Genomic DNA, 15,594 nt, shown 5'->3' with positions numbered 1-15,594 from the left:
ACATTGAGTTTTTATATAGTCGTTCGAATTCGGGAACACGTATTTCGGATCTGTACCCGGATTTAACGACGGTTTGTGAAATGGTTTTGACGGATAAGCCTGAAGAAGTGGATATTCTTTTTCTGTGTCTTCCTCATAAAGAAAGTCAAAACTGGTTAACTCAGAATCCTGTCAAAGAGGAAACACTGGTAATTGATCTTGGAAATGATTTCCGTTTAGGGGGATTTCGGAAACCGGAATTTTATCTACGGATTACCGGAAATCAATAAAGAACAGCTGGCAGGTGCCAAAAGCATTGCCAATCCGGGATGCTTTGCAACAGCAATTCAATTGGCCTTATTGCCATTGGCGGAAAAAGGAATGTTAAATGAGGTTTTTACCACAGGGATTACAGGTTCTACAGGAGCCGGCCAGTCTCTGCAGGCTACAACTCATTTTACCTGGAGAAACGATAATGTTTCAGCGTACAAAACATTAACTCATCAGCATGTAGATGAGATTTTGCAGCAGCTGATTTCATTCAATAATAAAGAAGTAAACCTGAATTTTGTTCCATGGAGAGGCGATTTTGCAAGAGGAATTTTTACAAGTTCCACGATGAAGACGGAGCTGGAGCTGGAGGAAATAGAACAATTGTATCAGGATTTTTATGCGGAGGAGCCTTTCGTTACGGTAAGCAGGAAGGCAGTTGATTTAAAGCAGGTTGTCAATACAAATCGCTGTGTGATTCAGATCGAAAAGAGTGGAAATGTTGTCGTTATTCACTCAGCGATTGACAATTTGTTAAAAGGTGCATCGGGACAGGCGGTCCAGAATATGAATCTGGCCATGAACTGGGAAGAAAATGCAGGACTGAACCTGAAACCGATAGCATTTTAATTTTTTAATAAGGTAGAAGATTGATGATAAGTTGCAGTAGTGTGAAGCATAACTTTTAGACCTGCAGGCTTTCAACTATCAACTACCAAACTAACAATTAGCAACAAAAATGAATTTATTCAACGTATATCCATTATTCAACATCAATCCGGTAAAAGCTCAGGGATCTTTTCTTTGGGATGACAAAGGAGAAAAATATCTTGATTTTTACGGAGGTCATGCTGTAATTTCTATCGGCCACAACCATCCGTATTATCAGCATAAACTGAAAGATCAGCTGGAAAAAATATCTTTTTATTCTAATTCTGTTCAGAATGAATTGCAGACTGAACTGGCAGAAAAACTTGGAGCGCTTTCAGGGTATGAAGATTATAACCTTTTCTTATGTAATTCGGGGGCTGAAGCCAATGAAAATGCTTTGAAACTGGCTTCGTTTCACAATGGGAAAAGCAAAGTGCTGTATTTCTCAGGTTCATTCCATGGAAGAACTTCTGCTGCGGTTTCGGTTACTGATAATCCGAAAATTGTTGCTCCGGTTAACTTTTCCGAAAGATTTATCAAATCAGAATGGAATGATGTACAGCAGCTTGAAGAGACTTTTGAGAAGTTGGGAAATGAAATTTCTTCTGTTATCATCGAAGGAATTCAGGGAGTAGGAGGAATCATGATTCCAACACCGGAATTTTTATCTAAAATCGAAGAACTGTGTGAAAAATATAATACCGTTCTTATTTTGGATGAAGTGCAGTCAGGATACGGAAGAAGCGGATATTTCTTTGCACATCAGGAGTTCGGAGTTGAGGCGGATATCATTACTACGGCAAAAGGAATGGGGAACGGATTTCCTGTGGGCGGAGTTTTGATCCATCCAAAATTCCAGGCAAGTAATGGTCTGCTGGGAACCACATTCGGAGGGAATCATCTTGCCTGTGCCGCTTCCATTGCTGTGCTGGATGTTATGAAAGATGAAAATCTTATCGGAAATGCTCAGAAAATGGGTGAGTATATTGAAAATGAAATTAAAGGGTTACCACATATTAAATCCATCCGAAGGAAAGGATTGATGATCGGAATAGAACTAGACAGGGACTGTTCAGAAGTAAGAAAAGAACTTCTTTTCGGTCATCATATTTTCACCGGAAACTCGAATGATAAAACAGTGCTGAGGATTCTTCCTGCACTCAATATCAAAAAAGAGGAAACAGATCTTTTCATCAATGCTTTGAAAACAGTATTGGAAAGCATCGAAAATTAAAAAGAGTAAGAGGGTAAAGTGTAAAATGAGCAGGAAGACCATGCCGTATTTTCATTCCATAGGAATCTAAACGGAGTAACTCGCTTTCAAATCTTTTAACCACAAAAATTACAAAAGAGTTAAGCACTTACGTGATAGTAAGAAACCACTAAACGCTTAAGAAGTACACTTAAGTTTTCAAAAATCTTTGATTTTCTTCTTATGTGAACTATAATATACAGTTTCATTTTAAACTTACTTAAGTGTTCTGAAGTGTTTAAATAAAGCTTTTGTGGTTAAATTAACAATTAATAGGTAGTAACCTTTAAAATCAATTCAAATGAAAAAATTTACCTCTGTAAGTGATGTGGAAAACTTACAGAAAATCATAAAAAAAGCTTTACAGATAAAAGCAAACCCCTTACTGAAACGGAAAAAGGAAAGGGAAAAACAATAGGACTTGTGTTTTTAAATTCAAGTTTGAGAACCCGTCTGAGCAGTCAGATTGCTGCTCAGAATCTGGGGTTGAATGTCTTGACATTAAATGCAGCGCAGGAAGCCTGGAATCTTGAATTTGCTGACGGTGCCGTCATGAACGGTGATACTGTAGAGCATATCAGAGATGCCATTGAAGTGTTGAATCAATACTGTGATATCATTGCGGTACGTTGCTTTGCAGGAATGAAGAGCAAGGAAGATGATGTGAATGAAAGCATCTTAAGCCAGTTTGAAAAACATGCAAAAGTACCTGTGGTTTCATTGGAATCTGCAACTCGTCATCCACTGCAAAGTCTGGCAGACTGTATCACGATTACAGAAAACTGGAAAAAGATCACAAGCCGAAAGTCGTTCTGACATGGGCGCCGCATATTAAACCTATTGCGCACGCTGTTGGAAACTCTTTCGCTGAGTGGATGCAGGAAATGGATGTTGAGTTGGTTATTGCCAATCCCGAAGGGTATGATTTAGATAAAAACTTTACAAAAGATGTAAAAGTAATCCATGATCAGGAGGAAGCTTTGAAAGATGCAGATTTTATCTATGTGAAGAACTGGTCTTCTTTTGATGACTATGCTGCAATGCCTGAAGTGAAAGGTGACTGGATGCTGACGAATGAAAAACTGGGCAATACCAATAATGCAAAAGTAATGCACTGCCTTCCGGTTCGCCGTAATGTGGAGCTGAGTGATGAGGTAATGGATGGAGAGCATTCAATCATTTATCAGCAGGCTAAAAACCGTATTTTCTCTGCACAGGCTGTGTTCAGTGAAATTTTAAATGATATTAAGTAGTATACACCCTATAATTTTAATCTTTAATCCTTTCTAATGAAACAGAAAATATACATCATAAAAATAGGCGGAGCGCTCATTGATGATGAACAATTGCTGGATCAGTTTTTAGAACAGTTTTCCGAAATTAATGAAAAGAAAATTCTTGTTCATGGTGGTGGAAAGCTGGCTACAACGTTGGCCGATAAACTGGGTATAGAACAGAAAATGATCAACGGAAGGAGGATTACGGATAAAGAAACATTGGATATTGTCACGATGGTATACGCAGGAGGGATCAATAAGAACATTGTTGAAAAGCTGCAGCAGAAAAAATGCAATGCCATAGGATTTTCCGGAGCCGACGGAAACCTGATCAAAGCTAAGAAAAGAGAACATCCTGAAATAGACTTTGGGTTTGTGGGGGATATTACCAAGAAAAGTGTGAACAGGAAGCTGGTTTCAAAATTAATCAAGCTGGATCTTGTTCCTGTATTTTCTGCCATTACCCATGACAGAAAAGGAAATCTTTTCAATACCAATGCAGATACCATTGCTTCTGTGATCGCACAGGCGCTTTCTGAGAAATATGAAGTTGAACTGTTGTATTGTTTTGATAAAGAAGGAGTGCTGGAGGATGTAAACGACCCGGAATCTGTGATCAAAAGTGTAAATGAGGAAGAATTCACCGTATTAAAAGAAGAAGGGAAACTTCACAAGGGGATTTTACCCAAACTTGAGAATGCTCTCGGAGCAATAAAAAATAATGTAAATAAAGTGTTTCTGATCAAAGAAACAGAACTGAAAAACCATATAGAAAATCATCATGCAGGAACTGAAATCTGTTTATAATAAAGAAGAACTGCTGAATAATGCAGTCGGATTGCTTAAGAATTTGATTGAAATTCCTTCATTCAGTAAAGATGAATTTAATACGTCCGTAGAAATCGAGAATTTTTTCAAAAAACACCGGATTCCTACCAAGCGTTTTAAAAACAATATCTGGGCGGTAAACAAGCACTTTGATGTATTTAAGCCTTCCGTTTTACTGAATACCCATCATGATACGGTAAAGCCTAACAAAGCTTACACCCTTGATCCGTTTGTACCTGTCGAAAAAGAAGGAAAACTGTTCGGTTTGGGAAGCAATGATGCCGGAGCATCGCTGGTTGCTATGGCACAGGTTTTTTTACATTTTTATGATAAAGAAGATTTAAAATATAATTTAGTTATTGCTTTGACGGCAGAGGAGGAGATTTCAGGATTTGATGGAATCGAAGCCTTATTTCCGCAGCTACCCAACGTAGAGCTTGCCATTGTAGGAGAACCCACGCAGATGAACCTGGCGATTGCAGAAAAAGGACTTCTTGTGATTGATGGAGAAATGAAAGGTACTCCTTCTCACGCCGCTCATCCTAATGATGATAACTCAATTGTAAAATGTATGCAGGATCTGCAGAATATTCTAGCCTTTAAATTTCCAAAGGTTTCAGAATATCTGGGAGAAGTTAAAGTTACCTTATCAGGAATTCATGCAGGGGTACAGCATAATGTTGTTCCGGAGTCATGCAATTTTACCCTGGATGTGAGGGTAACGGATGAATATTCCAATCAGGAAGCATTTGAAATTATCCAGTCCCGGATGAAATCTACACTCACTGCCAGATCTTTCAGGCTGAATTCCTCAAAGATCGAAATGGATCATCCGTTTGTAAAAGCAGGAATTGAAATCGGAAGGACAACCTATGGTTCACCTACCTCCTCAGATCAGGCGATTATTCCATGCACATCAGTAAAAATAGGACCTGGAGACAGTAGGCGCTCCCACACTGCAGATGAGTTTGTCTATATCCATGAAATAGAAGAAGGTATAGAAATCTACATCAGCATTTTAGAAAAAGTGTTATAAAGATATAAGATGCCAGATATGAGATATCAGATGAAATTTAAAGTCTGATGTCTGCCATCTGGAATCTGAATGTCAAAAAATATGTTTTGACTCCGTCCGGCAGGCGCTAGAAGTTTAGTTTTTAATAAGATTTATGCAAGAAGAAAATTAGAAATGAAGGCTTTACATAAGGAAATGTTTTTTTATAGTTAATAGTAATAAGGATTGCCTTGCCGGGCATGTCAAGACCAATAAATATTTAAATCAAATATTATCATGAAAAAAATATGGCAGAAGGATGACCTTGCCACCAATATATTAGTCAATAACTTTACAGTCGGTAAAGATCTTGACTTTGACGAACGTTTAGCCAAATATGATGTCAAAGGTTCTATGGCGCATTGCAAAATGCTGGCAGAAACCGGGATTATCACTAAGGAAGAATCAGAACAGATGCTATCTGTTTTAAACAGTATTTTATATAAAATTGAAGAAGGTAGTTTTGAAATTGATAAAGATGCTGAGGATATCCATTCTCAGGTAGAAGCTATTCTTATTGAAGAATTAGGAGATACAGGAAAGAAAATCCATACCGCAAGATCAAGAAACGATCAGGTTTTACTGGATATCAAATTGTATTTGCTGGATGAAATCCGTGAAATAACATCGCTTACAGATGAGTTTTTCCAGATTTTAATTCAACTGGCAGATCAGCATAAAAATGTACTGCTTCCGGGATATACCCATTTGCAGATTGCGATGCCTTCATCATTCGGATTATGGTTCGGAGCTTATGCGGAAGCGCTTTTGGATGATGTTGAAATGCTGTTTTCGGTAAAGAATATCATTAATAAAAATCCATTGGGATCAGCTGCCGGTTACGGTTCTTCATTCCCGATCAATCGTGAAAGCACTACTTATAACCTCGGGTTCCAGTCGATGAATTATAACTCGGTGTACGCTCAGATGACCCGCGGGAAGTCAGAGAAAATGCTTGCCATGGCTATGGCTACTCTGGCAGGAACGCTGGGGAAGTTTGCTTACGATGTATGTCTGTATCTGAGCCAGAATTTCGATTTTATCAGCTTTCCAAAGGAATTTACTACAGGGAGCAGCATTATGCCTCATAAAAAGAACCCGGATATCTTTGAGCTGGTCCGTGCACGTTGCAACAGGATTCAGTCTCTTCCGAACGAACTGATTCTTTTAACAAGTAATCTGCCTTCAGGATATCACAGAGACGTTCAGCTGACGAAAGAAATTCTTTTCCCTGCGATAGATTCTTTAAAGGAATGTCTGGAAATCTTAAGCTATACCTTACCGAATATCCAGGTTAAAGACGGAATTCTGGAGGATGAGAAATATAAGTACCTTTTTAGTGTAGAAAAGATCAATGAGGAGGTTAAAAACGGAAGTTCATTCCGTGATGCGTATGTGAAAGTCGGACAGGAGATTGAAAACAGTGAATTTGAATTTGAACCCGGCAACCTTGAGCACACCCACCAGGGAAGTATCGGAAACCTTTGTCTGGATAAAATAGAATATCAGTTCAATAAACTGAAAAATAAATTATTGGGTTAGAGTCTAAACCATTAAGGTCATCAGAACTTAAGCAAAAATCAGTGGAATTTCTAAATTATTTTAGCCTGCTGTCTTTTCGTTGTGGAAACCTTAATCTTAATAAATCTTAACTGCTTAAGTGATCTTAATGGTTTGATTTTATTCCGTTCTTTGAATTTGATGATTGATAAACTGAACCATTAAGGCAGATGAAGACTTTAAGGTAAGTTAAGAAAATCTGCGATTTTTTAGCAGCATAGCTTCAAATCCGCAAGCGGATTCCTTAATTATTCTTCACTCTTAAAGTTCTTAATGGTTTAAAAAATGGAAGGATTATTCCAGATCAATTTTGAACTTGGTGGATTTTTTTACCTCGTGAAGCACGATAGAACTGTGGTACTGCCCGATATTGGGAATGTTTGAAATAACATTAACAGCGAATTCGTTATAAGAGTTGATGTCCTTGGCAATAATCTTCAGCATATAGTCATACTCCCCGGAGAGACTGATGATTTCCTGTACTTCATCATATTTCCCGATATGGTTCTCAAAAGTTTCCAATACTTTCTTGGATTGTTCCTTGAGACGTACGTTACAGTAGACTACAATATTTAAACCCAGCTTTTCACGGTTTAAAAGCCCCACATACTTCTGAATGATCCCTTGTTTCTCCAATTGTTTGATTCGCTCATACGTTGGGGTAAAGGTAAGACCTATCTTTTCGGAAATTTCCTTTACCGATAGTGTAGAATCTTCCTGAATAATACTGAGAATCATTTTGTCTTTTAAATCCATAGAATATATTTGAGTGATAACAAAAATATTAATTTTTAATGAGAATAAGGAATGACGGAAGTTTTTAATTTATTTTGAACATAATTTTTGTAGGTTCATAAAATTGTTGTATCTTTGCACCTAATGAATAAAAAAGCATTTATATCATTAGATTTACCGGGCGAAAGCGCCCTTTACGATATTTATTGTTATTAAGCGAAGATAGTTGTCTTCGCTTTTTTTATGCCAAAAAATAAGAATTATGTTTACGATTACAGAACTAAGCACCGAGAGAATCAACAGTATACTGACAGAAGCAATGGCTTTTGCAAATGGTAAAACTGCTAAAATTGAAGGAGAAGTTTTTGCTCAAACCTTTTCTTCGAAGACAGCACAAGAACGAAAACAAGTTTTGACCTTGCAGAAAGAAAACTGGGACTTCAGGTAGTTCCCTTTGATGCATCACACAGTTCGGTAAACAAAGGAGAAAGTCTTTATGATACAGTAAAGACGATTGAAAGCATAGGAGTAAACCTTGTGGTGATCCGCGATAAAAAAGACAGATACTTCGAGGAACTGAAAAATATTAATATTCCTGTAATCAACGGAGGAGACGGAACAGGAAACCACCCTTCACAATGTATGCTGGATTTGCTGACTATCTATCAGGAATTCGGAAAGTTTGAAGGCCTTAAAGTAGGAATTGTAGGAGACGTGAAACACAGCCGCGTAGCCAACTCAAACGCAGAGGCGTTAAGAAGATTGGGGGCTAAAGTATATTTCTCAGGACCGGAACAGTGGTTTGACGAAGGAGCTCTGATTAACGGAACTTATATGTCAGTGGACGAACTGATTGGTGAAGTGGATGTTCTGATGCTGTTAAGAATACAACATGAAAGGCATGATTCTGCAATGAGTTTCACCGCTTCGGAATACCATAAAAGGTACGGCCTGACCAAAGAAAGAGAACATGCGATGAAAAAAGAAGCCATTATCATGCACCCGGCTCCAATCAACAGAGGTGTAGAAATTGACTCTGAACTTGTAGAATGCGAAAGATCAAGAGTCTTCAAGCAGATGCAAAACGGAGTATTCGCAAGAATGGCTATTCTGAAAGATGCGCTGGAAAGCAAAGGGTATACCTTTAAGTAATTGTAAAAGTAAAATATACAAAGTACAATGAATAAATAAAATGTAAAGAATACATTATACATTTTACCTGACATTGTACAAAAAGAAAATAATAGAAAATCTAATTTTTAAAAATGAAGAAAAAATTAATACTGGAGTCCGGTGAAGTGTTTCATGGAGAAGGTTTCGGAGCAGAATTGGAAACTGCAGGGGAAGTAGTTTTCAATACCGGAATGACAGGGTATCAGGAATTGATTTCTGACCCGTCGTATTGCGGTCAGATAGTTTGTATGACCTATCCGCTTATCGGGAATTATGGTATTAACCGTGATGATTATGAAAGTATTGAGCCGGCAATCAAAGGGCTTATCGTAAAAGAACTTTGCGATCTTCCTTCCAACTTCCGTACTCAGATCACTTTAGATGAATTATTTAAAAGAAAAACCTTTCAGGAATTTCAGGAATCGACACCAGAAGACTGACCAGAGTTCTTCGTAACCACGGAGTAGTGAAAGGAAAAATTGTAAACGCTGATGCTGATGAAACTGCTGTAGCTTCAGAGTTGAAATCAACAGCTTTCCCAACCAATCAGGTAGAGGAAGTTTCTACAAAAACACCTTATGCCAATCCTAACAGAGGTTTCAAGGTTGTATTGGTAGATTTCGGTGCCAAACTGGGAATCATCAGAGAATTGTCTCAGAGAAACTGTGACATTATCGTGGTTTCTCAGGATACTACAGCAGAAGAAATCCTGTTGATGGATCCGGACGGAATCATGCTGTCAAACGGTCCTGGTGATCCTGAAGATGTACCGCACGCTTTAGATATGATCAGAGGATTATTAGGAAAAGTTCCGATCTTCGGAATCTGTTTAGGGCACCAGTTAATTGGTCTTGCCTGCGGAGCGAAAACGTTCAAACTGAAATTCGGACACAGAGGAGGAAACCACCCGGTGTTAGACCTTGAGAAAAATACAGTAGCCATTACTTCTCAGAACCACGGATATGCTGTAGATCAGGAAAGTTTAAAAGGAACAGATCTTATCGAAACGCACATCGCACTGAATGACAGAACAAACGAAGGTTTAAAACACAAAATCCACCCTTGTTTCTCAGTTCAGTACCACCCTGAAGCGAGCCCGGGTCCGGAAGATGCAAACTATCTGTTTGATGAGTTCATTCAGATGATGGAAGACTTTAAGAAATAAGAGAGACTTCAGATATTAGACATCAGATAGCAGACTTTATCATGCATAATTTTGAAAAATTGGTCTTTTGGCAGAAATCTATTGAACTTGCAAAACAGGTTTATATCATTTGTGCGGAGTTACCTAAAGATGAAAAGTTTGGTTTGATTTCTCAAATTAAAAGATCTGTAATCTCTATTCCTTCAAATATAGCTGAAGGAGCAGGAAGAAATAATGATAGAGAATTTTATCATTTTCTCGGAATGGCAAATGCATCCTCCTTTGAGTTACAGACCCAGTTAATTTTAACTAGAGAATTAAATTTACTTGAAGCGGAAAAAGTTAATGGTTTAATATCAAATCTAAATGAAATTCAAAGAATGATTTATACATTCAAATCTAATTTAAAAAAGTAAAACAACCTGTTGGAAGTCTGAAATCTGACCTCTAACATCTTGTATCTAAAAAAAGAAAAATGGCAAAACGTACAGATATAAAAACAATTTTAGTAATCGGTTCAGGACCTATCATCATCGGTCAGGCAGCTGAATTTGATTACGCAGGAACGCAGGCTTGTCTGTCTCTGAAAGAAGAAGGCTACAAGGTAATTTTGATCAACTCAAACCCTGCAACGATCATGACGGATGTGGAAATCGCGGATAAAGTATATATCGAGCCGATTTCATTACAGTTTGTAAGCCACATCATCAGAAAAGAACGTCCGGATGCATTACTGCCAACCCTTGGAGGGCAGACAGGTCTTAACATGGCGGTAGAGCTTGAAAAATCAGGAATTCTTGAAGAATGCAAAGTGGAAGTATTGGGAACAAAGCTTTCTGCGATCAACAGAGCAGAAGACAGAGACCTTTTCCGTGAGCTGATGAGAGAACTGAACGAGCCGGTACCGGAATCTGATATTGTAAATACAGTAGAAGGAGCCCTTGCTTTCGCAGATGAAATCGGTTATCCTGTAATTGTTCGTCCTGCCTTTACAATGGGAGGAACCGGAGGTGGTATCGCTTCCACAGAAGCTGAATTGAAAGAGATTGCTGAACTGGGACTAAAACACAGCCCGGTTACACAGTGTCTTATTGAAAAATCAATTGCTGGCTTCAAAGAAATTGAATATGAGGTAATGCGTGATGCAAACGACAACGCCATTGTGGTTTGTAACATGGAAAATATAGACCCGGTAGGAGTTCACACAGGAGACTCTATCGTAGTAGCACCTTCTCAGACGCTTTCAGACAGAGAGTATCAGTTACTGAGAAACGCTTCACTGAAAATCATCAGAGCCTTAGGAATTGAAGGAGGATGTAACGTACAGTTAGCTTTGGATCCGCATTCGTTCAACTATTATATCATTGAAGTAAATCCTAGAGTTTCCCGTTCATCGGCATTGGCAAGTAAGGCAACAGGATATCCGATTGCAAAGATTGCTGCAAAGATCGCTGTAGGATTAACGCTGGATGAAATCATGAATCCGGTAACCGGAAAAACTTACGCATGTTTCGAGCCTGCTCTTGACTATGTGGTAACAAAATTCCCAAGATTCCCATTCGATAAATTCGAAACGGCAGACAGAAGACTTTCCACTCAGATGAAAGCAACCGGTGAGGTAATGGCGATCGGAAGAAACCTTGAAGAGTCTTTACAGAAAGCCATCCGTTCATTAGAAACAGGAATCAGACATTTAGGATTAAAGACAAAACAGGCGCAGGCACTTACTGCAGAGGAAATCGAAAGAAGAATCAGAGTATGTGATGATGAGAGATTATTCATCATCGGAGATGCTTTAAGAAGAGGGTATGACTGGGAGCAGATCGTAGAATGGAGTAAGATCGACAAATTCTTTATCTGGAAACTGAAAAAGCTGGTTGATTTTGAAAAAGTAATCGCTGCCAACAAATTTGATAAAGAAATATTAACTGAAGCGAAGAGATTAGGTTTTGCAGATGTCAATATCGCAGTTCTTTGGGATGTGACAGAACGTGAAGTATTCAATTTCAGAAAAGAAAACGGGGTAATGCCGGTTTACAAAATGGTTGATACCTGCGCTGCTGAATTTGAAAGCGAAACCCCTTACTTCTACGGAACATACGAAGAAGAAAATGAAAGTGTGGTTTCAAATAAAGAAAAAATCATTGTACTGGGTTCCGGGCCTATCAGAATCGGACAGGGAGTTGAGTTTGACTACGCAACCGTTCACTCAGTATGGGCAATCAAAGAAATGGGTTATGAAGCGATTATCATCAACAACAATCCTGAAACAGTTTCTACAGACTTCTCTATCTCTGATAAACTATACTTCGAGCCACTTACGGAAGAAGATGTAATGAACATCATCGAGCTTGAAAAACCTAAAGGGGTTGTGGTACAGTTCGGAGGACAGACTGCCATCAATCTTGCAGATAAGCTAGCTTCTCACGGAGTACGGATCCTGGGAACTTCCCTGGAAGATCTTGACAGAGCTGAAAACAGAGATAAATTTGAAAAAGCACTTCAGGAGCTTGGAATTCCTCAGCCAAAAGGAAGAACTTCAACTTCGAAAGAAGAAGCGATAAAAATTGCCAACGAAATCGGTTATCCGGTATTGGTACGTCCAAGCTACGTTCTTGGAGGTAGAGCCATGGAGATTGTGTACGCAGAATCAGAACTGGCTCACTATATGGAGAATGCTGTAGACGCAAGCCCTGAGCATCCTGTACTGGTAGACAAGTACATGGTAGGAAAGGAAATCGAAGTAGATGCCATCTGCGACGGTGAAACAGTAGTGATTCCCGGAATCATGGAACATATCGAAAGAGCAGGAGTTCACTCCGGGGATTCTATCGCTGTATATCCGCCACAGAATATCTCTCAGAGTGAAGTCGATACCTTGGTAGACTACACGAAGAGACTGGCAAAAGGACTGAACGTTATCGGATTAATGAATATCCAGTACGTTCTTTTCGAAGGAAATGTATATGTAATTGAAGTAAACCCTCGTTCTTCAAGAACAGTTCCTTTCTTATCTAAAATTACAGACGTTCCGATGGCTAACCTTGCAACAAAGGCAATCTTAGGACAAAAGCTGAAAGACTTAGGATACGAAAACGGATTGGTTCCAAACAAAGAAGGAGTTTTTGTAAAAGTGCCGGTATTCTCTTTCTCTAAACTAACGAAAGTTGATATCTCTTTAGGTCCTGAAATGAAGTCTACAGGAGAAGTTATGGGGAAAGATACAACCCTTGAAAAAGCATTGTACAAAGGATTGGTAGCAGCAGGAAGAAAAGTTCCTATGCACGGTTCTATCCTGTTCACAGTAGCAGATAAGCACAAAGAAGAAGCAGCAGCGCTTGCAGCGAGATTCCATGAAGTAGGTTTCAGAATCTGGGCTACGGAAGGGACTGCGAAGTTCTTTGAAGAAAAAGGAATCCCTTGCAAGATCGGATATAAAATAGGAGAAGAAGATGTAAATCTTATCGACCTGATCCAGAAAGGAAAAGTTCAGTATGTTGTAAATACCACTACAAAAGGTAAGCAGGCAGAAAGAGACGGATTCCAGATCAGAAGGATGAGTGTGGAAAACGGTGTTCCTTGTTTAACTTCAATGGATACGGTAGAAGCCATTCTAAAAGTAATCGAAAGCATGAGCTTCAAAATGGAGACAATGTAATTTCGAAAATAAATATTCAAACCCCGCAAGTTTCTTGCGGGGTTTTTTGTGCTTAATATAAATAATACCACAAAAGGGTAATTGACATGGTATTCCATACAGAGTACTTTTGATAAGGCATAACAGATGAAAATTGACAATACAAAGAATTTAACTAACCTCAAAAAACTATACAAAATGGAACCTAATCAATGTACCAAGCTTCTTGAAGGTGGAATTTATACCACTCTGAATGTCGCAAACACAGGTGATTTTCTTTACGACCTGAAAAAATATTATGAATCCGAAAAATTCAAAGATGATTTTAAAACTAAAAAATTTTCATTTGGCTTTGAAGCCATTGATCCTACATCAATGGTTAAGAATGTCTTAAACCTTGGAGCTTCCGATGATGAAATTAATGGTTTTCAGGAGACAATTAAATCACTGAAAACCATTATGGTTTCACAATCATTCTTTGATTCATTTACTTTACATACCCCAAACAAAGATATTATTGAAGGATATGTGAAGTGTTTAGATGTTCAAAATAATAAAAAAGGATTATCAACAGTAGTACAGGAAGGGGATGAAGGAATAACCATTTATATTTTCTACAACAAAATATCGAGTACGGATCCCAATCCCATTGTTGAGGATTATACAGTAACGAATGGAATAGAAGTTAGTAAGAGCTTTCAAAAGGGAAGTATATTGGATATTAATAATTCAATTACCATTAAAAGAGATGATCCTTCAAAAGATATTTTCTTTTTCTTAGACACAGATAAAGGACCTGTAAATTGTTTGTTAAATGGACTTCCCACAGGTTTCAATAAAGATTTCCTGTGGGTACAATCTTATGTTCATATTTAAGTTGGGAAGAATTCCAGGAAGTAACTAAAAATAATTTAACCAATCCTGATAAAAACTGGAACAGTAAATATTCTAAATGGGCTCCCTGTGATGGTAGAAAAGTAGACACAAACTGCGGGCTCGCCCGTGCTACGCAAAATCTCACAAATGTTCCTGATTTGAGAGGAATCTTCCTGCGCGGGAATAATGCTTTTGATACCAATGAAATGGCCTTCGGTATCCCATCGGTTTCTGAAAATCAAAAAGATCCTTCGGGTAACAGATTACGGGGCAGTATTCAGGGAGATGAGATTAAAGAACATGATCACCAGATTATGCAGCAGAGTTTTGGAGGAGTAACTTCAACACCCCGGGCAGTTTCAGCAAATACATCTGGTGCAGATGGTGACCTTGATGGCTCACAAGTGATTAGCGGTTATGACAAAGCAACTGTCCCTTTAATTATTGCTGTTGCCGGAGGAAAAGAAACCCGTCCCAAAAATATGGCTGTTAATTATTATATAAGAATAAATTAACAAGCTGAGGTCTTTTATGACCGGATAGGATAATACTGACTCATTGAAAATCTATTGTACTGCTGCAACTTAATGTATACTTTGCAAGTGAAACAATGTAAATAAATGAATCCCACAGGTTTTCTTGCGGGATTTTTTTTCTGTTAATCTAAACACAGAGGACTTGTTTATTTTTGCAAAAAACATGTAAGCTAAAATTATATGAATGCAATTTTTAAAGGTATTTTGAGTGTTGTTTTTGCGCTCGTATTTTGGGGATGTTCAATACCGACAGACTTTTATCTTCAAAATCTAACAGAGACGAAGAAAATAGTAAAGATTAATTATAAAAAAAGAATGGTCAAAGAATTATCTGAAGGTTCTTACGGTACACCTGGCTTCAATTATGAGAACGATATTGTACAACCAAAATTTTTAGAAAAAATAAAAATTTAAAATCTCTTGAAAAAAAGATTGACAGCTCTGGTGTCATGCTGGAAATCAACCCTCATTCAACAGTACGGATTGAAAAAACTCATAATTTTATGTGGGAATGGTATATTGTTGATATTGAAATTGACGGAAAAAAATATAGTATAGACGAAATAGTCAAAAAATCTGAGAATATTAAAGATGATTATATATTTAAAATTGAATAAGTAAA

The 15,594-nt window shown here is 38.0% G+C and carries 12 protein-coding genes and 4 pseudogenes; 15 read left to right on the top strand and 1 reads right to left on the bottom strand.

Annotated elements, in window-relative coordinates; translation table 11 throughout:
- From OWR28_RS25385 to argH, 7 genes and pseudogenes are all read left to right on the top strand, one after another.
- A pseudogene (locus OWR28_RS25385) lies at positions 1–269 on the top strand (N-acetyl-gamma-glutamyl-phosphate reductase); the annotation flags it as partial.
- Positions 270–330: 61 nt separating this feature from the next.
- On the top strand, positions 331–879 hold the full coding sequence (locus OWR28_RS25380; protein WP_332389024.1) for an Asd/ArgC dimerization domain-containing protein: 549 nt from the start codon (positions 331–333) through the stop codon (positions 877–879).
- Positions 880–988: 109 nt separating this feature from the next.
- Entirely contained in the window at positions 989–2,134 is a 1,146-nt protein-coding gene (locus tag OWR28_RS25375) for an aminotransferase class III-fold pyridoxal phosphate-dependent enzyme (RefSeq protein ID WP_332389023.1), read from the top strand.
- 319 nt (positions 2,135–2,453) lie between these two features.
- Positions 2,454–3,405, top strand: a pseudogene (locus OWR28_RS25370) (N-acetylornithine carbamoyltransferase).
- Between the two features lie 36 nt (positions 3,406–3,441).
- On the top strand, positions 3,442–4,236 hold the full coding sequence (gene argB / locus OWR28_RS25365) for an acetylglutamate kinase (RefSeq protein WP_332389022.1): 795 nt from the start codon (positions 3,442–3,444) through the stop codon (positions 4,234–4,236).
- Positions 4,211–5,293: a M20 family metallo-hydrolase gene (locus OWR28_RS25360; protein ID WP_332389021.1), complete on the top strand. Its 1,083-nt coding sequence runs from the start codon at positions 4,211–4,213 to the stop codon at positions 5,291–5,293. The genes argB and OWR28_RS25360 overlap by 26 nt, the downstream gene beginning before the upstream one ends.
- A 255-nt stretch (positions 5,294–5,548) precedes the next feature.
- Positions 5,549–6,853 (top strand): argininosuccinate lyase, encoded by a 1,305-nt coding sequence (gene argH, locus OWR28_RS25355; protein WP_332389020.1) that lies wholly within the window; start codon positions 5,549–5,551, stop codon positions 6,851–6,853.
- 312 nt (positions 6,854–7,165) lie between these two features.
- On the opposite strand, the gene OWR28_RS25350 is transcribed toward argH, so the two are convergent.
- Positions 7,166–7,627, bottom strand: a complete 462-nt coding sequence (locus OWR28_RS25350) for an Lrp/AsnC family transcriptional regulator (RefSeq protein WP_002980286.1) — start codon at positions 7,625–7,627, stop codon at positions 7,166–7,168.
- Positions 7,628–7,868: 241 nt separating this feature from the next.
- Here OWR28_RS25350 and OWR28_RS25345 point away from each other — a divergent pair.
- The 8 genes and pseudogenes from OWR28_RS25345 to OWR28_RS25310 all read left to right on the top strand — a co-directional run bounded on the left by OWR28_RS25345 (position 7,869) and on the right by OWR28_RS25310 (position 15,589).
- Positions 7,869–8,758: pseudogene (locus tag OWR28_RS25345) on the top strand (aspartate carbamoyltransferase catalytic subunit).
- Positions 8,759–8,871: 113 nt separating this feature from the next.
- Positions 8,872–9,944 (top strand): annotated as a pseudogene (locus OWR28_RS25340) (carbamoyl phosphate synthase small subunit).
- A 41-nt stretch (positions 9,945–9,985) separates the two neighbouring features.
- Positions 9,986–10,339, top strand: coding sequence for a four helix bundle protein (locus tag OWR28_RS25335; protein ID WP_332389019.1), 354 nt, complete (start codon positions 9,986–9,988; stop codon positions 10,337–10,339).
- Between the two features lie 59 nt (positions 10,340–10,398).
- The gene (carB, locus tag OWR28_RS25330) at positions 10,399–13,581 is read left to right on the top strand and encodes a carbamoyl-phosphate synthase large subunit (RefSeq protein ID WP_332389018.1); all 3,183 of its coding nucleotides are present in this window, start codon (positions 10,399–10,401) and stop codon (positions 13,579–13,581) included.
- A gap of 177 nt (positions 13,582–13,758) precedes the next feature.
- Positions 13,759–14,436 carry a hypothetical protein gene (locus OWR28_RS25325; RefSeq protein ID WP_332389017.1) on the top strand — a complete coding sequence of 226 codons (678 nt, stop codon included), beginning with the start codon at positions 13,759–13,761 and terminating at the stop codon, positions 14,434–14,436.
- Complete coding sequence (locus tag OWR28_RS25320) at positions 14,409–14,951, top strand: hypothetical protein (protein WP_332389016.1); 543 nt, start codon at positions 14,409–14,411, stop codon at positions 14,949–14,951. Before OWR28_RS25325 ends, OWR28_RS25320 begins: the two co-directional genes overlap by 28 nt.
- Positions 14,952–15,152: 201 nt before the next feature.
- Complete coding sequence (locus OWR28_RS25315; protein WP_332389015.1) at positions 15,153–15,386, top strand: hypothetical protein; 234 nt, start codon at positions 15,153–15,155, stop codon at positions 15,384–15,386.
- 35 nt (positions 15,387–15,421) lie between these two features.
- Positions 15,422–15,589: a hypothetical protein gene (locus tag OWR28_RS25310; protein WP_332389014.1), complete on the top strand. Its 168-nt coding sequence runs from the start codon at positions 15,422–15,424 to the stop codon at positions 15,587–15,589.
- Positions 15,590–15,594: the final 5 nt, after the last annotated feature.

Source organism: Chryseobacterium sp. 1B4 (genome assembly GCF_036631475.1).
In the GTDB taxonomy this organism is placed as follows: domain Bacteria; phylum Bacteroidota; class Bacteroidia; order Flavobacteriales; family Weeksellaceae; genus Chryseobacterium.
Note: the sequence above shows the minus strand (reverse complement) of the source record. Positions and strands in the feature narration are given on the sequence as shown.